Raw genomic sequence first — 17,309 nt, forward strand, 5'->3', positions numbered from 1 at the left:
GAGGCCGATCGTGCAGACTGTCCGGCGGGTCGCGGTCATCGGCGGCAACCGCATCCCCTTCGCCCGGTCCAACTCGCGCTACGCGCAGGCGTCCAACGCGGACCTGCTCGGCGCAGCGCTGGACGGCCTGGTGGCCCGGTTCGGCCTGGCCGGACAGCGGGTCGGCGAGGTGGTCGCCGGGGCGGTGCTCAAGCACTCCCGGGACTTCAACCTCGCCCGCGAGGTGGTGCTCGGCTCGAAGCTCGACCCGCACACCCCGGCGTACGACATCCAGCAGGCCTGCGGCACCGGGCTGGAAGCCGCCATCCTGGTCGCCAACAAGATCGCCCTCGGCCAGATCGAGGTCGGCATCGCCGGTGGCGTGGACACCACCTCGGACGCGCCGCTGGCCCTCAACGAGGACCTGCGCCGTACGCTGCTCCAGCTCAACTCCGCCCGGACCCTCGGCGAGCGACTGAAGGTCGCCGCGAAGTTCCGCCCGCACCAGCCGTTCAAGCCGGAGATCCCGCGCAACGCGGAACCGCGTACCGGGCTGTCCATGGGCGAGCACGCCGCGCGGACGGCGCTGCGCTGGCACATCGACCGGCCGGCCCAGGACGAGTTGGCGCTCCGCTCGCACCAGCGGCTCGCCGCCGCGTACGAGAGGTGGTTCTTCGACGACCTGATGACCCCCTACCTGGGGCTGACCCGCGACCAGAACCTCCGCCCGGACACCAGCCTGGAGAAGCTCGGCTCGCTCAGGCCGGTCTTCGGCACCAGCGGGCCGGACGGCGAGCTGGCCACCATGACCGCCGGCAACTCCTCCCCGCTCACCGACGGCGCGTCGACCGTGCTGCTGGCCAGCGAGGAGTGGGCGCGGGAGCACCACCTGCCGGTGCTGGCCTGGTTCTCCTGGTCCGAGACGGCCGCGGTCGACTTCGTGCACGGCGACGAAGGGCTGCTGATGGCCCCCGCGTACGCGGTGCCCCGGCTGCTGACCAGGGCCGGCCTGACGCTTCAGGACTTCGACCTCTACGAGATCCACGAGGCGTTCGCCTCGCAGGTGCTGGCCACCCTGGCCGCCTGGGAGTCGCCGGAGTTCGGCAAGGAACGGTTGGGCCTGGACGCGCCGCTCGGGTCGATCGACCGGGACAAACTCAACGTCAACGGATCCTCGCTGGCCGCCGGGCACCCGTTCGCGGCCACCGGCGGCCGGATCGTGGCCACCCTGGCCAAGCTGCTCGCCGAGCGGGGCAGTGGGCGTGGCCTGATCTCCATCTGCGCCGCCGGTGGCCAGGGCGTGACCGCCATCCTGGAACGCTGACCCCTCGCCGGAACGGCGACGCCCGTCCGGGTTGGTGTCCCGGACGGTCGTCGGTCGTCGTGGTGTGTGGCTGGCTCAGCCGAGGGTGAATTTCTCCCAGGGGCCGATGGCGGTGCGGTTGGCGATGAGTGGTTTGGTGCCGGCGCTTTCGGCGACGACGTAGCGGTTGTTGATGCCGGCTTTGAGGCTGACGGTGCCGTCGGTGTTGCGGATCAGGGTGAATCTTTCCCAGGGGCCGACGGTGGTGCGGTTGGCGATGAGTGGTTTGGTGCCGGCGCTTTCGGCGACGACGAAGCGGTTGTTGACTCGGGCGAAGAGGGCGACCTGTCCGTTGCCGAGGTCGACCAGGGTGAACTTTTCCCAGAGGCCGGCGGCGGTGCGGTTGGCGATGAGTGGTTTGCTGCCGGCGCTCTCGGCGGTGACGTGGCGCTTGTTGATGCCGGCCTTGAACGTGCGCTCGTTGTCGGCGACGTTCACCCGGTAGAACTTCTCCCGGGTGCCGATCGTGGTGGCGCTGGCGACCAGCGAGGCGGTGCTCGACGGCGCGCTCACGTAGCGGTTGTTGATGCCGGCCTTCAGACTGACCGTGCCGTCGGCGTTCCGCAGCAGGTCGAACGTCTCGCTCGAGGTGACCGCCGTGCTGAGCGGGAGCACCGAGCCGCCGTTGGTCAGGTACCGGCGGGTGGCCCGGGAGAAGAGGGCGACCTTGCCGTTGCCGGCGTCCGCCAGGTCGAACTGGGCGGCGGCGCCCAGCGCGGGCTGGTTGGCCGCCACCCCGATGCCGGCGGTCGTCGCGGCCGCGTACCAGAGGGTGTACTGGGAAATCAGCCCGATCGTGCCGGTACGCCGCAGCACGCTGGCGTTCTGGGCGCTGCTGGCGGTGCGACCGTCGCTGCCGGACACCTTGACCGACACGGTGTAGGTGCCGGTGGCCGCGTACTTGTGCGACGCGACCGGGGTGCCCTGGGTGACGACGGTGCCGTCGCCGAAGTCGAACACGTACGAGGTGATCGGCACGAAACCGGGGGTCGAGGTGGTCGCGTCGACCGTGACCGAGTTGGCGCCGAGGTCCAGCGCCGTGTCGAACCTGGCGACCGGATTGCCGACGGTCTCGACCGCGCCCCGGTCGGCGTAGGTGACCGGGCCGGCGCCGGTGTTCGGCACCGCCGGGTTGTCGGCACGGGCGGTCCCGGCCCGGTCGGTGTCCTGATATCCGGGGGCTGCCGAGTTGGCCGAGTCCTCACTGTCCCTGGCCCAGGGGGTGTCCTTGTCGTGGGCAGCCTGTCCCGACGCGGTGCGGAACGCGGCGAGACCCATCCGGGTGCCGTTCCAGGAGTACGCCGACGCCGACGGCGACCCGTGGTGGTACGTGTTGTTGTAGTCGACCACCGTGTCCTTGGTGGCGTCGTCGTAGATGCCGATCTCGGCGCCCCCGGGTCCCGGTCGCTTGCAGTAGACCTGGCCGAAGAGCCCGTTCGAGAGCATGACGTTGTTCTGCACCGAGACGCCGGTCGAGGCCCCGTCGACCCGGATTCCGTCCTGACAGTGATCCCGGACGGTGTTGTTGGTGATCGCTGTGCCGGCGGCCCCGCGGTTGTGGATACCGAAACGCGCGCCACCCATGACCTGGTTGTTGGCCACCACCGTGCCGGTTGCGTCCGGGCCGATCTCGATCGACGCACCGGCGAAAGCGCCGGTGGTGGTGCCGATGACGGTGTTGCCGGGCCCGTCGACCTTGATGCCCGCGCCGCCGTCGTCGCTGTCGGAGATGGAGCTGGCAAACACGGACCCGCCCCGGACGGACACGTCGCTGGTCGCGGCGTCCATGGTCAACCCGCCGAAGAGCGCTGATCCGGTGACGGATACCTGCTTCAGGTTCGACCGGGTCACCCCGGCGAGCCGTACGGCGGGTGCCTTGGCGTTGGTCCCCATCACGTAGCTGCCGCCCTGGACCGTGATGCCCGAGGCGTTCGCGAGTTCGAGGACGGGCGCGTCGGTCGCACTTCGCACCTTGAAGTTCTGGAGCACGACGTCGTGTTGGCCGTCGATGACGAAGCCGGCCGTCGCGCCGCTGAGGATGGCGACGCCGCTGGCGAGGAAGGTGATCGGCTGGTCCGGCGTACCGGAGCTGGTGATGGTGACCCGTTCCGGGTAGGTGCCCCGGCCGACGTCGACCGTCTGGCCGGAGGTGACCACGGCCGCGGCGGCACCGATGGAGCAGAACGGCTGCGCGAGGGTGCCTGGCCCGGTGTCCGAGCAGGCGGTGGATTCCTGGCGGACGTAGAGAGCCGCCGGTTCGGCGGCCTGCGCCGGAGCGGCGGACCCCAGGAGGCTGGCCGTCATGGCGGTAGCGGCGAGAACGGCGGAAGAAGGTCTGTGCATGCGAGTCCTCGGTCGAGGAGGAAGGGCCTGAGTCGGCCGGGAGAGATCCATGCATCATCCCCCGTCAGTCGATCTCCCGCTGTCCCGGGCCCGCCACAGCCGGCGGCTGGCGAGATCGGGCAACCGTGATCTGCCGCGACAACCGGGCAACCCGTCGCGGGTCGCCTTCCGTCCCCTGGACATGAGGCGAGCAGCAGGTTCCGTGCCGTGAAACCGGGTGACGAGGACGAGTTCCGCGAGTTCGTGAGCGCCCGGCTGGATGCGCTGCGCCGTACGGCGTACCTGCTCTGCCGGGACTGGCACACCGCCGACGACCTGGTGTCCATCACCGTCGGCCGGATCTATCGCAACTGGCGGCGGGTCCGGGCCGCCGACAACGTCGACGCGTACGTGCGGGGGATGCTCACCCACGCCTGGCTGGACGAGCGCCGACGCCCGTGGCGGCGGGAGCACGTGAGCGAGGAACTGCCCGACCGGTCCGACCCGGCCAGCCCGGAGCCGTCGCTGGCTGACCGGGAGGTGCTCTGGGACCTGCTCGGGCGGCTCGCGCCGCGCCGGCGGGCGGTGGTGGTCCTCCGCTTCTACTGCGACCTGTCCGTCGAGCAGACCGCGGAGATCCTCGGCATCAGCACCGGCACGGTGAAGAGTCAGGCCGCTCGGGCACTGGAGCACCTGCGTCTGCTCGCCACGGAGGAAATGACCATGGAGTACGGGAGGCGGGTATGACGTACCAGCAGATCTTCGACGAAGCGCTTGGCGCGCCACCTCCGACGTCGGTGGACCTCGACGGGATCATGGTTCGCGAGGCGCGACGCGGCCGGCTGCGCCGGCTCGGCGCGTACGGGACGGCCGCCGGGGCTGTGGTCGCGGTGGCCGTGGGCATCGGGGTGGTGGTCACCGACCGGCCGGCCGTCACCATGCCGGGGATCGTGGCCGCCTCGTCGTCGGAGGCACCTGGCGACGAGGCGAACAAGGCGCGGGTCAGGAGCGCGATGCTCGCGGCGATCGACCGTGAGGTGCCGGGGCTGCGCTGGGTGCCGGACGCCGAGCACAAGAACATGGCCGACTGGAGCGGACCGACCGTGACCGACCCGAGCTGGCCGGTCAGTTGGTTCTCACACCAGTCGGCTTCCGGTTGGATCGGCGCGGGGCTCGCGGTGCGGGGCGACATCCGGGCCCGCTTCTCCATCGAGATCAGCATGCCAAAGGCGGGTCAGTCGACGGAGGACCTGACGTGCTCCGGGGCAGCGCGGGCATGCGAGACGTCGCGGGGACCGAACGGCGAGCGGATTCGGCGGGTGGACGTGGATGGCCGGCGCACCCTGCCGGACAAACCACCCACCCCCACGGTCAGCCGGTGGGTTGAGGTCTTCTGCCCGGATGGTACGCAGGTGCGGGTGTCGGCGGTCAGTTCCTCCGCGGAGTTCCTGCTCACTGTGCCGGAGATGACCGCGATCGGCCTTGACCCGGCGCTCACTCCGCGCTGACACCGGCTGCCGGCGTCCCGCCGACTCACGGAAAGAGTGGCTGTTCCGCGTTGGACAGCCGCTCTTTCGTGAACGTGTAACTCGTCGAATCGCGCGGCCTGCGACCGGCCAGCGAATCAGGCGGTGGTGCCGCCGTCGATCGCGATCGACGCGCCGGTGATGTGCTGGCCACCCTCGCCCACCAGGTGACTGACCATCGCCGCCACGTCGGCCGGTGTTCCGTACCGACCGAGTGCGATGTGCGACCGCTGCTTGTCGGAGGTGGCGCTGTCCGACGGGTTCATGTCGGTGTCGGTGGAACCGGGCAGGACCAGGTTGACGGTGATCCCCCGGGGGCCGAGTTCGCGGGCGAGGGCCCTGGTCAGGCCGTTGACCGCGGTCTTGGTCATGGCGTAGACGCTGACGCCCGGGTCGGGTACGCGGCTGGCGAAGCTGCTGCCGATGTTGACGATCCGTCCGCCGTCGCCCATGTGCCGAACCGCCGCCTGGGTCGCCAGGAACGCCCCGCGTACGTGCACGGCGATGGCCAGGTCGAGGTAGTCGAGGCTGACCTTGTCGATCGGCCCGGCCGCGAAGACTCCGGCGTTGTTGACCAGGATGTCCAGCCGCCCCAGCTCGGCGACCGTCCGCTCGACCGCGTCGACCACCGCCGTACCGTCGGCGCTGTCGGCCTGGATCGCCAGGCCGGTGCGGCCGTACGACTCGATCTCGGCGACCACGGCCTTCGCGCTGTCCTCCGCCGACCGGTACGTGAAAGCGACGTGGGCGCCGTCTTCGGCCAGCCGGCGCACGACGGCGGCGCCGATCCCGCGGCTTCCGCCGGTGACAAGGGCGACCCTGCCGGTAAGTCTGGACACGCTTCCCCAATCCTGTCTCTCGACTCAGGAGGGTGATCACCATATCCGGCGCCCGGTACGGCACTTGTCGACCGTCCTTACCGTGAACGCCAGCCCGTCCGGACGTCACCGGCGGCGGCACTCACGAGGGAGTGGTCATGCCCGGTCAAGCCCTGCTCCGTACCACCGTCGTCGCCCTGACCGCCGCGCTGGCGGTCGCGGGCTGCGCGTCCGGCGGCGAGAAGACCACCGAGTCGAGCGCCACGACCTCGGTCACCGAGGCCCCCGGCGACGCGACCGCAACGGGATCTCCCACCCCCGCGACCGACGGGGGCACGACGACCGGGACGCCGACCGGCGGCGGCTCGACGGGTGGCGGGTCGACGGGTGGTGGGTCGATGGGCGGTGGCACCGGCAGCAACGGTGGGCAGCCCGGCGGCAAGCCGACGACGAGCGCCCCGAAGGCGGCCGGGCCCACCATCACCTTCTTCCGGGTCGCCCAGAAGCCGTCCTGCCCGTCCGGAACCAACCTCAGCCGGACCGAGGGCACGCCGGTCGTCCTGGAGTGGAAGGCCAGCAACGTCGACTCCGTCGCCCTCTCCGTCGACGGCCCGGGGGTGTACGCCGACAACTACCCGCCCACCGGCAGCGAGACGTTGAACTTCCCCTGTTCAGGGGCTGAGGGTGACGTCCAGCGGCACACCTACCTGCTGACCGTCCGCAACGCCCAGGGCAAGCAGACGAAGAGCCTCGCGGTGACCGCGACCGTGCACGAGATCAAGCAGGTGACGTAACCCGGGGGCGGCCGCCCGGTCATGGGAGACTGAGGTACGTGACGACGATCCCGAACGTGCTCGCCCACCGGTACGCCTCGCCCGAACTGGTCGCCCTCTGGTCGCCGGAGGAGAAGGTACGGATGGAGCGGCGGCTCTGGCTCGCCGTACTCAAGGCCCAGCGGGACCTCGGCGTGCCGGTGCCGGACGGGGTGGTCGAGGCGTACGAGCGGGTGGTCGACGACGTCGACCTGGCCTCGATCGCGGCGCGCGAGCGGGTCACCCGGCACGACGTGAAGGCCCGGATCGAGGAGTTCAGCGCGCTCGCCGGGCACGAGCACGTGCACAAGGGGATGACCTCGCGGGACCTCACCGAGAACGTCGAGCAGCTCCAGATCCGCCGCTCGCTGGAGCTGATCCGGGACCGGGTGGTCGCCACCCTGGCCCGGCTCGCCTGGCACGCCCACGAGTACTCCGGCCTGGTGCTGACCGGCCGGTCGCACAACGTCGCCGCGCAGGCCACCACGCTGGGCAAGCGCTTCGCCTCCGCCGCCGAGGAGCTGTTGATCGCGTACGACCGGCTGGAAGACCTGATCAGCTGGTACCCGCTGCGCGGCATCAAGGGGCCGGTCGGCACCGCCGCCGACCAGCTCGACCTCTTCGACGGTGACGCGGAGAAGGTAGCCGAGCTGGAGCGTCGGGTCGCCGAGCACCTCGGGTTCAGCCGGGTGCTGGACAGCGTCGGGCAGGTCTACCCCCGTTCGATCGACTTCGCGGTGCTGGCCGCGCTCGCCCAGGTGGCCGCCGCGCCGTCGTCGCTGGCCACCACGATCCGGCTGATGGTCGGCCAGGAGTTGGTCACCGAGGGCTTCAAGCCCGGTCAGGTGGGCTCCAGTGCCATGCCGCACAAGATGAACACCCGCTCGTCGGAGCGGGTGAACGGCTTCGCCGTGATCATCCGGGGCTACCTGTCGATGGTCGGCGAGCTGGCCGGCGACCAGTGGAACGAGGGGGACGTCTCCTGCTCGGTGGTCCGCCGGGTGGCGCTGCCGGACGCGTTCTTCGCCGCCGACGGGCTCTTCCAGACCTTCCTGACCGTGCTGGACGAGTTCGGCCCGTACCCGGCGGTGATCAACCGGGAGCTGGAGCGCTTCCTGCCCTTCCTGGCCACCACGAAGATCCTGGTCGCGGCGGTCCGGCGCGGGGTCGGCCGGGAGGTGGCGCACGAGGCGATCAAGGAGCACGCGGTCGGGGTGGCGCTGGCCATGCGGGAGCAGGGCGCGGCCGGGAACGACCTTTTCGACCGCCTCGCCGCGGACGGCCGCCTCGGCCTGACCCGCGCCGACATCGACGCCCTGGTCGCCGACCGCAACGCCTTCGTCGGCGCGGCCGGGGCCCAGGTCGACCGGGTCACCGCCCGCATCGCCAAGATCGTCGAAACCCACCCGCACGCGGCGGCCTATTCCCCACCCCCCATCCTCTGATCCCACCCCACCCCACCACCGCCGGCCGGGAGGTGGGCGGGGGCTAGGAGTCGCGGGTGGGGGTTTCGGCGGCGGAGCTGAGGTTGGGGGCGCTCGGCGGCTCGGCGACGCCGCCGGGGGCGGACGCGATCTCCGGGGCCTGCGCGGTGTCGGCGGCGACGAGCGGCTGGTCGGGCGGCATGACGTCCGGCATCTTGGGTACGACGATCACCGCCGTGCCGTAGGCGCAGATCTCCATCCACATCTCGCCGCAGTCCCGGCTGTCGAAGCGCATGCCGATCACCGCGTTCGCGCCGAGCCGGCGGGCCTCCTCGCCCAGTCGCGCCACGGAGTCCGTACGCCAGCGGGTGAGGTTGTCCGGTGCCATCGGGTCGTACGCCCCACCGCGGAGGTTCTTGACCCCCTCGCGGTAGGGGTTGCGTGTCCTCGCCATCGAGGAGACCACTTCGCCGAGGATCTGGCGGATCTCGTAGCCGGGTAGTTGATCCGTCGTCACGACCAGCACGTTTCCGATGCTGTCAGTCGGGCGGCGACCCGAACGTCGGCCGTGGTCACCTGATCGGATGCTGCGAAACGGGTCGGCGCGGACGGTCGGCACGCTGCCGACCATCCGCGCCGCGCGCGGCGTCAACCGGCCGTCGGCCCCCAGACGGGGTGCCGGAGGGTCGGACCGTCAGACACCGGCCACCGAGGTGATCCAGGCCCGGTTGTACGCGACACTGGCGTAGTTCTGGATGCTCGAACCGTCGGCGGTCGAGGCGACGCCGACCTGGAGCCCGTTGTAGAACTGCGGGCCGCCGGAGTCGCCCTTCCAGGCGTTGCCGTTGATCCGGCTGCTGCGGATGGCCTGGCCGCCGTACGCGTCGGTGGCGCTGTTGCTGGTCACCTGGACGGTGGCGGTCTTGAGTTGGCTCGACGGGTTGCAGCCGCTGTAGCAGGTCATGCCCCAGCCGTAGATCGAGTTGGTGGATCCGATCGGCGGGTTGCTGCTGGCCAGCGAGACGGTTGAGGTGGTCACCGCGCTGGAGAGCCGCATCAGCGCGAGATCGTTGCGGGTGTAGGTGGCGCTGACGGTGCGGGTGGTGCCGCCCGAGGCGTAGTAGACGCTGCCGATCCGGACCGACATGGTGCCGCTGATGCAGTGGCGGGCGGTGAGCACCCACGACGAGGCGATCACGCTGCCGGAGCAGGTGAACGAGCCGTTGCTGAAGACCGCGGCGGCCCAGGGCGCCGACGAGACGGTGCCGCCGCCGATGATGTACGGGCTCACGGGGGCGGCGACGGCGCCGCTGGCGGCGCCCAGCACGCCCACGAGGGCGGTGCCGAGGACGGCGAGCAGGGATCGGATACGCATCGGATGTACTCCTTGCCTCACGGACCCGGGATCACCGGGTCGGTCGAGCCGGTGCGGGTTGTGGGTGACCCGCCGGCCTAGCATCGAGCTTTGTCGATGTAGAGTAGGGGCTGTCGGCGGTCGTGGCAAGGATTCGATCGAGCCTAATGGATGTAACGATTTGGCGACCCCCGGCGCGGCGAAGTACCTGCTCGGGGGACGTTCCGGCAAAGCACGGACATCCCGGTTCCCGCACCCCGCCGGTCATGTCGATCACTGCCTGAACTGTCCCGGCCGGTGCGGTCGAAGCGGAATCTGCCAGGTAGGCTGGCTGCGCTCGCCCGTTGTGGGTCGGCACCCAACTGCGTACACAGTCAGGAGTGCCCAGTGCCTCGCGTCGTCGTCGACGTCATGCTCAAGCCCGAGATCCTCGATCCGCAGGGCCAGGCCGTCGCAAACGCGCTGCCCCGGCTCGGCGTCAGTGACGTCGCCTCGGTTCGGATCGGCAGGCGGATCGAGATCGAGTTCACCGGTGAGCCGGACCTGGACCGGGCCCGGGAGATCGCCGACAAGTTGCTCGCCAACCCGGTCATCGAGGACTACACCGTCCGACTGGTCGAGGCCGACGAGCCCGTGGACGCACACCGGTGACCGCCCGGGTCGGTGTGGTGACCTTCCCCGGCTCGCTTGACGACGGGGACGCGGCCCGGGCCGTCCGGATCGCCGGCGCCGAGCCGGTCCGGCTGTGGCACGGCGACCCGGGGCTGCACGGGGTGGACGCCGTGGTCCTGCCCGGCGGCTTCTCCTACGGTGACTACCTGCGCTGCGGGGCCATCGCCCGGTTCGCCCCGGTCATGGAGACGATCGTGGACGCCGCCCGGGGCGGCCTCCCGGTGCTCGGCATCTGCAACGGCTTCCAGATCCTCTGCGAGGCCCACCTGTTGCCCGGGGCACTCACCCGCAACCAGCACCTGCACTTCCGTAACCGGGACCAGGTCCTCCGCATCGAATCCGTCGGCACCGCCTGGACCAACGCGTTCCAGCCGGGCCAGGAGGTGCTGATCCCGGTCAAGAACGGCGAGGGCTGCTACGTCGCCGACCCGGCGACGCTGGACCGGCTGGAGGCCGAGGGCCGGGTCGTCGCCCGCTACCTCGGCGGCAACCCCAACGGTTCGCAGCGCGACATCGCCGCGATCACCAACGAGGCCGGCAACGTGGTCGGCATCATGCCGCATCCCGAGCACGCGGTGGAGGCGCTCACCGGCCCCTCCCTGGACGGTCTCGGCTTCTTCACCTCGGTGCTCAAGCACCTGGTGGGGGCCCCCGCGTGACCGTTCGCGGCGGGATCATCGGTCGGCTCACCCGCCCGTACGGCGGCGAGCGCAGCGAGGAGAGGTCATGACCACCCATCCGGACCCGGCCCTGCGGGAGACGCCGGGCGCCTTCCCGGCCGACCCGGCGGAGCCGCGTACGGCCGCCGTGCTGCCGCAGGCCGGCCCGGCCGACGAGTGGGCCCCGGGCGTGGACACCGTGCCCCGGGCCACCGGCACGCCGGACGAACTCCAGCCGTACGCGGAGCTGGGCCTCCGCGACGACGAGTACGACCGGATCCGGCACATCCTCGGCCGCCGGCCCACCCAGGCCGAGCTGGCGATGTACTCGATCATGTGGAGCGAGCACTGCTCCTACAAGTCGAGCAAGGTGCACCTGCGCCAGTTCGCCGAGAAGGCCCCGCCGAGCGACCGGATGCTCGCCGGCATGGGGGAGAACGCCGGCGTGGTCAGGGTCTCCGACGAGCTGGCGGTGACCTTCAAGGTCGAGTCGCACAACCACCCGAGCTTCGTCGAGCCGTACCAGGGTGCGGCGACCGGCGTCGGCGGCATCGTCCGGGACATCCTCGCCATGGGCGCCCGCCCGGTCGCGGTGATGGACCCGCTGCGCTTCGGCGCGGCCGACCACCCGGACACCGCCCGGGTGCTGCCCGGCGTGGTCGCCGGCGTCGGCGGCTACGGCAACTGCCTGGGCCTGCCGAACATCGGCGGCGAGGTGGTCTTCGACCCCTGCTACCAGGGCAACCCCCTGGTCAACGCGCTCTGCCTCGGCGTGCTGCCGGTCGACCGGCTGCAGAAGAAGGAGGCCGCCGGCCCCGGCAACGTGGTGGTGCTGATGGGCGCCAAGACCGGCCGGGACGGCATCGGCGGCGTGTCGGTGCTGGCCAGCGCCACCTTCGACGACGAGAGCCAGCAGCGCCGTCCCTCCGTGCAGGTCGGCGACCCGTTCATGGAGAAGCTGCTCATCGAGGCGTGCCTGGAGCTGTACGACGGCGAGCTGGTCGTCGGCATCCAGGACCTCGGCGGCGCCGGCCTGACCTGCGCGCTCACCGAGACCGCCGCGGCGGCCGGCACCGGCATGCGGGTGTGGCTGGAGCGGGTGCCGCTGCGCGAGCCCTCGATGGAGCCGCACGAGATCCTGGCCAGCGAGTCCCAGGAGCGGATGCTGCTGGTCGTCGCCCCCGACAAGCTGGACGCGGTGCTCAAGATCGCCGAGAAGTGGGGCGTCTGGGCCACCGCCATCGGCGAGGTGACCCCGCCGGCCGCCGACGGGCAGCCGGGCCGGCTGGTCATCACCTGGCGCGATCAGCTCGTGGTGGACGTGCCGCCGGGCTCGCTGGTCGACGACGGTCCGGTCTACGCCCGCCCGATGCGTGAGCCGGCCGACCTGATCCTGCTCCAGGCCGACCGGGCGGAGACGCTGCCCCGACCGAACAACCCGGAGGCACTCCGGGAGACCGTGCTCCGCATGATCGCGTCGCCGAACCTGGCCGACAAGACCTGGGTCACCGAGCAGTACGACCGGTACGTGCTGGGCAACACCGTGCTCGCCCAGCCGGAGGACTCCGGCGTGATCCGGATCGACGAGCGGACCGGCCTCGGCGTCGCCCTCTCCGTCGACGGCAACGGCCGGTACGCGCGCCTCGACCCGTACCACGGGGCGAAGCTCGCGCTGGCCGAGGCGTACCGGAACGTGGCGGTGACCGGCGCGAAGCCGATCGCCGTGACCGACTGCCTCAACTTCGGCTCGCCGGAGGACCCGGGCGTGATGTGGCAGTTCGCCGAGGCCGTCCGCGGCCTGGCGGACGGCTGCCTGGAGCTGGGCATCCCGGTGACCGGCGGCAACGTCAGCTTCTACAACCAGACCGGCCCGGCGCCCATCCACCCGACCCCGGTGGTCGGCGTGCTGGGCGTGCTGGACAACGTCGCCGACCGGGTGCCGATGGGCTTCGTGCCGCGGCCGGGTGCCGACCACGACCAGCTCTTCCTGCTCGGCGAGACGCACGTCGAGCTGTCCGGCTCGGAGTGGGCCTGGGTGACCCACGAGCACCTGGGCGGCATCCCGCCGCAGGTCGACCTGGCCCGCGAGCGGCAGCTCGCCGAGCTGCTGGCGGCCGCGGCCCGGGTTGGCCACGTCAGCTCCGCGCACGACCTCTCCGACGGCGGCCTCGCCCAGAGCCTGGTCGAGTCCTGCCTGCGGCGTGGCGTCGGCGCCCGGGTGGCGGTGCCCGAGCACTTCGCCGGCGGCTCGATGCCGTTCGTCTTCCTGTTCAGCGAGTCGGCCGGCCGCGTGCTGGTCTCGGTGCCGCGCGGGCACGAGAAGGCGTTCACCGCCCTCTGCGTCGAGCACGGGGTGCCGTGGGAGTTCATCGGGGTCACCGACCCGGCCGGCGCGGCCCTGGAGGTGCACGGCCAGTTCCGGATCGGCCTCGACGAACTGCGCGCCGCGCACAGCGAGACCCTGCCGCGCCTCTTCGGCGGCTCGGAGGCGGCCCGGCCGGGCGTCCCGGCCACCGTCGAGCAGCCGGCGGACGTCGAGCAGCCGGTGGACGTCGAGATCGACGCGGCGGAGACGGTGGCCGAGCCGGCCGAGGCCGTGGACCCGTCGGCGCCGAGCGTGGACAGCGAGGCCGTGGCGGCTCCGGCGGCGGCCGAGACCGCCCCGGCGGAGCCGCCGACGCAGGGTACGCACGTCCCGGCGGAGGTGGCGTCCGAGGCGACGTCCGATCCGGCGGAGACCGGGCCGGCCGGCTCCGTGGCGGCCCCCGGTGACCCGGACCCGACCCCCGCACCGGATCAGCGCTGAGGCCCTGGCCTTGGCCGTTTTCGCCCAACCCGGTTCCGGCGCCCGGTTCGACTGGGGGCTGACCGGGGCGGCGGAACTCGGCCGGGTCTGTGCCGCCCTGGTGGTGGTGGACGTGCTCTCGTTCACCACCGCCGTCGAGGTGGCGGTCGGCCGGGGCATGCGGGTGCACCCGTTCCCCTGGGGGGAACAGGCGGCTGACTACGCCCGCCGGGTGGGTGCCGTGGCCGCGGTCGGCCGCCGGCAGATGACCCCGGAACACCCGTGGTCGCTCTCGCCGGCGGCGTTGCGGAACGCGCCGGTCGTCGCCGACCTCGTCCTGCCGTCCCCGAACGGCTCGGCGATCAGCGCCGCCGCGAGCGCCACCGGCCTGCCGGTGGTCGCGGCGTGCCTGCGTAACGCCCGCGCCGTCGGGCGCTGGCTGCGTGCCGAGGGGTACGGCTCGACCGACTCCCCGGTGGGGGTGGTGGCCGCCGGGGAACGTTGGCCGGACGGCTCACTGCGCCCCTGTGTCGAAGACCAGCTCGGGGCGGCCAGCGTGCTGGACGCCCTGTCCGGCGTACCGGGCGGGCTCTCGGTGGAGGCGGCGATGGCACTGGCCGCACTGGCCAGTACGCCTGACGTACCGGCGGCGGTCCGGGGCTGCGTGTCCGGCAGGGAACTCGTCGAGAGCGGTTTCGCCGGAGACGTGGAGGTCGCCGTCCAGGTGGGTGTGTCCGACGTGGTGCCGGTGCTACGCCAGGGATATTTCGTCGCCGGCTGATCCCCGATCGGCCTCGGGCCGAGCAGACGAAGTGGCCGCCCGGAGAAACCGGGCGGCCACTGTCGATGTCGGTGAAGCGCTCAGGCGGTCGAGTCAGTCGTCCAGCCAGTCGAGGCGGCGTCCGCCGCGGTCGTGCGAGCCGTCCTGGCGTCCCCGACCGGCCTGGGCCGGGTCGTTGTAGTAGCCGCCCTGGTCGTAGCCCTGGTTGTCGTAGCCACCGCTGCGTTGCTGCGGCGGCTGCTCCGGGCTGTAACCGCCCTGCTGGCCGTAACCGCCCTGCTGCGGCTGGCCGTAGCCGTCGCCGCCGCCGTAGCCGCCACGCTGGTCGTAACCGTCGTAGCCCTGCTGCTGGCCGCCGTCGTAGCCCTGCTGGCGGCTGTCGTAGCCCCCGCCCGGCCCGTTGTCGTAACCGCCACCGGGGCCGCTGTCGTAACCGCCGGACGGTGCGCCGTAGCCGGCGTCCGAGCCGTAGCTGTTGCCCTGTTCCGCGCCGCGTCCGTACTGGCCCTGGCCCGGCTGGTCGTAGCCCTGGCCCTCGTCGGGCTGGTAGGTGCTGGTCGGGTACGGGTCGGCCGGCGGCGCGTACTGGGTGCTGTCACCGGTGTACCGGCCGGTCGGCTCGTCGTAGCGGTCGTTGCCGTAGCCGCCGCCCTGAGCGGGCGGGTAGCCACCGGCACCGGCACCGGCACCGGTGCCGTAGTCGCCCCGACGGTCGTAGCCGCCGTCTCCGTACGAGGCGCTGTCGTAGCCGCCACCGGAGGCGGGAGCGTTGCCGTAGCCGCCGCCGGAGGACGGGGCGGCGTTGCCGTAGCCGCCGCCCGAGGAGGGGGCGTTGCCGTAGCTGTTGCCGCCGTAGCCGCCCTGGCCGGGCGCCTCTTCGCCGTAGCCGTAGCCGCCCTGCGGGCCGCTGCCGTAGGTGGGACCGGGGGGCGCGCCGTACGGGTCCGGCGGGACGTCGTCCACGACCGGGCGGTGCATCATGGTCGGTGCCTCGCTGAGCCCGGCCCCACCGACCATCGTCGGCGCGGCCCCGGCACCCATGCCGTTCACCACCCGGGTCTGCTCGTCCACGCCCCGGTACGCGCCTCGGGCGGCCGGTACGGCACCCGCCGCGGCGGCCCCACCCGGGCCACGCGGACCGGCCGGGTCGTCCCCGTCGGCGTCGTCGCCCTCGTTCTTGCGCCGCAGGTAGAGCAGCACGATGGTGCCCACGCCCACGGCGACGAAGAGGCCGCCGAGCAGGATCAGCAGCCAGTTGCCGAAGCCGCCCGACTCCTGGTTCGCGGCGGGCTGCTGGGCGGCGGGGGCCGCCTCGGTGGCCCCGGCGTCGTCCTCAGTGGTGGCGGTGTCGTCGGTGGCCTCCTCGGTCGGGAGGGCCTCCTCGCTCGCCGACGGCGTGGCGCTCGGCGTGACCTCGACCTTGACCGCCACGCTGATGCGCAGGCCGGTCACGGCATCACCGGGGCCTGCGTTGATCGACTTGGTGCCGGGGGTGGCGTCGCCCTTGCTGGCGCCCAGGTCGATCCGACCGGGCGCGATCGGGTCCGACGTCGAGCCGGTGAAGCGGAAGTTTCCGCTGCCGTCGCTGGTGGTCGAGCGCTGCTTGCCCTTGGCGTCCCGCAGCATGACGAGGGCGCCCGAGAGCGGTTCGTTGTTCGCCGCGATGACGACCTTGCCGGAGATCGACTTGACCGTCTGCGTCTGCTCCTGCGTGGGCGGGGGAGCGGAGCCCTTCACCGTCATGGAGAGGCTGGCGCTGTTCGAATCACTCGAGGTCTCGGCGGTCACCTGAACGCCCACGCCGTTGGCGTCCGGTGCGTTCTGACTGGCCTTGAACGTCAGCGAGAAGTTGCGTTGCCCGATGACGGTCACGGTGTCGCAGCCGGAGCTGCAGCTCACCCCGGAGGGCAGACCGGTTACCCGGATAGTGACCTGGGTTGGCCCCGGATCCGAGACTTTGACCTTGACCTGTACCGACGTGTCACCGCCGGCATTCACGGTCACCGAGCCCTGATTGAGGGAGATCTCTGGGGGGTCGGCCTGTGCGGGCGTGGCGGGGACGGTGAGCAGCGCGCCGACTACCAGCGCTACGACCACACCCGCCCGCTGCTTCCAGGCACGTCGGTGTGTTGACACGTCCACCGCCTTCCGGGTCTGACCTCCCCCGCCGGCCGGTGCCGGGCCGGGGAATGATCACTCACGGTACGAATACGCCGTCGGCAACTATGCCTTGTCTGACCGGAACATCTCTACCCAGGGCCGGCGTCGACCGAAATGCGGTCGGGTCGTATCGTCCCTTCGTGTCCTCTCCGCACACTAAGTCCGCTGCGGTCGCGGCAGCGTTGACCGCGCTGGACGAGGGGCGTACACCCGAACGGTCGGTGTTCCGAGAGGCGGTCCGTACCCTCTTGGCCGTCCTCGCGGAGCGCGCCCCCGGCCGATCGGTGGAGGTGCGGATTCCACCCTACGGTGCCGTGCAGTGCGTGGCCGGGCCGCGACACACCCGGGGAACGCCCCCGAATGTGGTGGAAATGGACCCGGCTACCTGGCTGAGCGTGGCCACCGGCCGCCTGAGCTGGGCAGACGCGGTCACCGAGGGTCGCGTACGGGTGAGTGGGGCCCGCGCCGACCTCTCCGCGCATCTCCCGCTCTAGCTGGGCGGATGCCGGAGAGTGTGTCACTCTGGGCAGGCGGATCGTGACTGTCGGTATCGACCCGGATTCGCGTACACTGTCAGGCGACGAGGTCCCGGCTGTACGTGCGGAGCTGCCCCCGACTCCGCCAGGCCGGTCCAGAGCAGCAAGGGAGCGGCAG

15 protein-coding genes are annotated in these 17,309 nt (G+C 71.8%); 10 read left to right on the forward strand and 5 right to left on the reverse strand.

Going from position 1 to position 17,309, the window contains the following annotated elements; genetic code table 11:
* The first annotated feature begins 10 nt into the window (after positions 1-10).
* The gene (locus GA0070621_RS24300; protein ID WP_091200101.1) at positions 11-1,303 is read left to right on the forward strand and encodes an acetyl-CoA C-acetyltransferase; all 1,293 of its coding nucleotides are present in this window, start codon (positions 11-13) and stop codon (positions 1,301-1,303) included.
* A gap of 75 nt (positions 1,304-1,378) precedes the next feature.
* Here the strand turns inward: GA0070621_RS24300 and GA0070621_RS24305 are convergent, their stop codons facing one another.
* Positions 1,379-3,646, reverse strand: a complete 2,268-nt coding sequence (locus GA0070621_RS24305) for a right-handed parallel beta-helix repeat-containing protein (protein ID WP_167667287.1) — start codon at positions 3,644-3,646, stop codon at positions 1,379-1,381.
* A 246-nt stretch (positions 3,647-3,892) separates the two neighbouring features.
* Here GA0070621_RS24305 and GA0070621_RS24310 point away from each other — a divergent pair, with 246 nt between their 5' ends.
* Together GA0070621_RS24310 and GA0070621_RS24315 are read left to right on the forward strand one after the other, a co-directional pair.
* Positions 3,893-4,411, forward strand: a complete 519-nt coding sequence (locus tag GA0070621_RS24310) for a SigE family RNA polymerase sigma factor (protein ID WP_091200105.1) — start codon at positions 3,893-3,895, stop codon at positions 4,409-4,411.
* On the forward strand, positions 4,408-5,172 hold the full coding sequence (locus GA0070621_RS24315; protein ID WP_091200107.1) for a hypothetical protein: 765 nt from the start codon (positions 4,408-4,410) through the stop codon (positions 5,170-5,172). Before GA0070621_RS24310 ends, GA0070621_RS24315 begins: the two co-directional genes overlap by 4 nt.
* A gap of 116 nt (positions 5,173-5,288) precedes the next feature.
* Here GA0070621_RS24315 and GA0070621_RS24320 read toward each other — a convergent pair whose 3' ends face one another.
* Complete coding sequence (locus GA0070621_RS24320) at positions 5,289-6,029, reverse strand: SDR family NAD(P)-dependent oxidoreductase (protein ID WP_091200109.1); 741 nt, start codon at positions 6,027-6,029, stop codon at positions 5,289-5,291.
* A gap of 137 nt (positions 6,030-6,166) precedes the next feature.
* On the opposite strand from GA0070621_RS24320, the gene GA0070621_RS24325 reads away from it, so the two are divergent.
* Together GA0070621_RS24325 and purB are read left to right on the forward strand one after the other, a co-directional pair.
* Positions 6,167-6,802: a hypothetical protein gene (locus GA0070621_RS24325; protein WP_157740039.1), complete on the forward strand. Its 636-nt coding sequence runs from the start codon at positions 6,167-6,169 to the stop codon at positions 6,800-6,802.
* 38 nt (positions 6,803-6,840) lie between these two features.
* Positions 6,841-8,265 carry an adenylosuccinate lyase gene (gene purB / locus GA0070621_RS24330; RefSeq protein ID WP_091200112.1) on the forward strand — a complete coding sequence of 475 codons (1,425 nt, stop codon included), beginning with the start codon at positions 6,841-6,843 and terminating at the stop codon, positions 8,263-8,265.
* A 43-nt stretch (positions 8,266-8,308) separates the two neighbouring features.
* On the opposite strand, the gene GA0070621_RS24335 is transcribed toward purB, so the two are convergent.
* Together GA0070621_RS24335 and GA0070621_RS24340 are read right to left on the reverse strand one after the other, a co-directional pair.
* Positions 8,309-8,875 (reverse strand): YbjQ family protein, encoded by a 567-nt coding sequence (locus tag GA0070621_RS24335; RefSeq protein ID WP_091200114.1) that lies wholly within the window; start codon positions 8,873-8,875, stop codon positions 8,309-8,311.
* A gap of 63 nt (positions 8,876-8,938) precedes the next feature.
* Complete coding sequence (locus GA0070621_RS24340; protein ID WP_091200116.1) at positions 8,939-9,619, reverse strand: S1 family peptidase; 681 nt, start codon at positions 9,617-9,619, stop codon at positions 8,939-8,941.
* 366 nt (positions 9,620-9,985) lie between these two features.
* On the opposite strand from GA0070621_RS24340, the gene purS reads away from it, so the two are divergent.
* The 4 genes from purS to GA0070621_RS24360 all read left to right on the forward strand — a co-directional run bounded on the left by purS (position 9,986) and on the right by GA0070621_RS24360 (position 14,495).
* A complete protein-coding gene (gene purS / locus GA0070621_RS24345) occupies positions 9,986-10,249 on the forward strand; it encodes a phosphoribosylformylglycinamidine synthase subunit PurS (RefSeq protein ID WP_091200118.1) in 264 nt (87 codons plus the stop codon).
* Complete coding sequence (purQ, locus tag GA0070621_RS24350) at positions 10,246-10,929, forward strand: phosphoribosylformylglycinamidine synthase subunit PurQ (RefSeq protein ID WP_091200120.1); 684 nt, start codon at positions 10,246-10,248, stop codon at positions 10,927-10,929. Before purS ends, purQ begins: the two co-directional genes overlap by 4 nt.
* Before the next feature lie 67 nt (positions 10,930-10,996).
* On the forward strand, positions 10,997-13,735 hold the full coding sequence (purL, locus tag GA0070621_RS24355; RefSeq protein WP_091200122.1) for a phosphoribosylformylglycinamidine synthase subunit PurL: 2,739 nt from the start codon (positions 10,997-10,999) through the stop codon (positions 13,733-13,735).
* 10 nt (positions 13,736-13,745) lie between these two features.
* Positions 13,746-14,495 carry a 2-phosphosulfolactate phosphatase gene (locus tag GA0070621_RS24360; protein ID WP_091202800.1) on the forward strand — a complete coding sequence of 250 codons (750 nt, stop codon included), beginning with the start codon at positions 13,746-13,748 and terminating at the stop codon, positions 14,493-14,495.
* A gap of 93 nt (positions 14,496-14,588) precedes the next feature.
* Here GA0070621_RS24360 and GA0070621_RS24365 read toward each other — a convergent pair whose 3' ends face one another.
* A complete protein-coding gene (locus GA0070621_RS24365; protein ID WP_091202801.1) occupies positions 14,589-16,631 on the reverse strand; it encodes a carboxypeptidase regulatory-like domain-containing protein in 2,043 nt (680 codons plus the stop codon).
* 164 nt (positions 16,632-16,795) lie between these two features.
* On the opposite strand from GA0070621_RS24365, the gene GA0070621_RS24370 reads away from it, so the two are divergent.
* Complete coding sequence (locus GA0070621_RS24370; protein WP_167667291.1) at positions 16,796-17,149, forward strand: sterol carrier family protein; 354 nt, start codon at positions 16,796-16,798, stop codon at positions 17,147-17,149.
* Positions 17,150-17,309: the final 160 nt, after the last annotated feature.

The organism is Micromonospora narathiwatensis (genome assembly GCF_900089605.1).
GTDB lineage: Bacteria > Actinomycetota > Actinomycetes > Mycobacteriales > Micromonosporaceae > Micromonospora > Micromonospora narathiwatensis.

Coding starts and splice junctions, on each gene's coding strand:
- GA0070621_RS24305 (WP_167667287.1), bottom strand. CDS start 3,646: ATGACGGCCAGCCTCCTGGGGTCCGCCGCTCCGGCGCAGGCCGCCGAA.
- GA0070621_RS24340 (WP_091200116.1), bottom strand. CDS start 9,619: ATGCGTATCCGATCCCTGCTCGCCGTCCTCGGCACCGCCCTCGTGGGC.
- purL (WP_091200122.1), top strand. CDS start 10,997: ATGACCACCCATCCGGACCCGGCCCTGCGGGAGACGCCGGGCGCCTTC.
- GA0070621_RS24325 (WP_157740039.1), top strand. CDS start 6,167: ATGCCCGGTCAAGCCCTGCTCCGTACCACCGTCGTCGCCCTGACCGCC.
- GA0070621_RS24335 (WP_091200114.1), bottom strand. CDS start 8,875: ATGGTCGGCAGCGTGCCGACCGTCCGCGCCGACCCGTTTCGCAGCATC.
- GA0070621_RS24315 (WP_091200107.1), top strand. CDS start 4,408: ATGACGTACCAGCAGATCTTCGACGAAGCGCTTGGCGCGCCACCTCCG.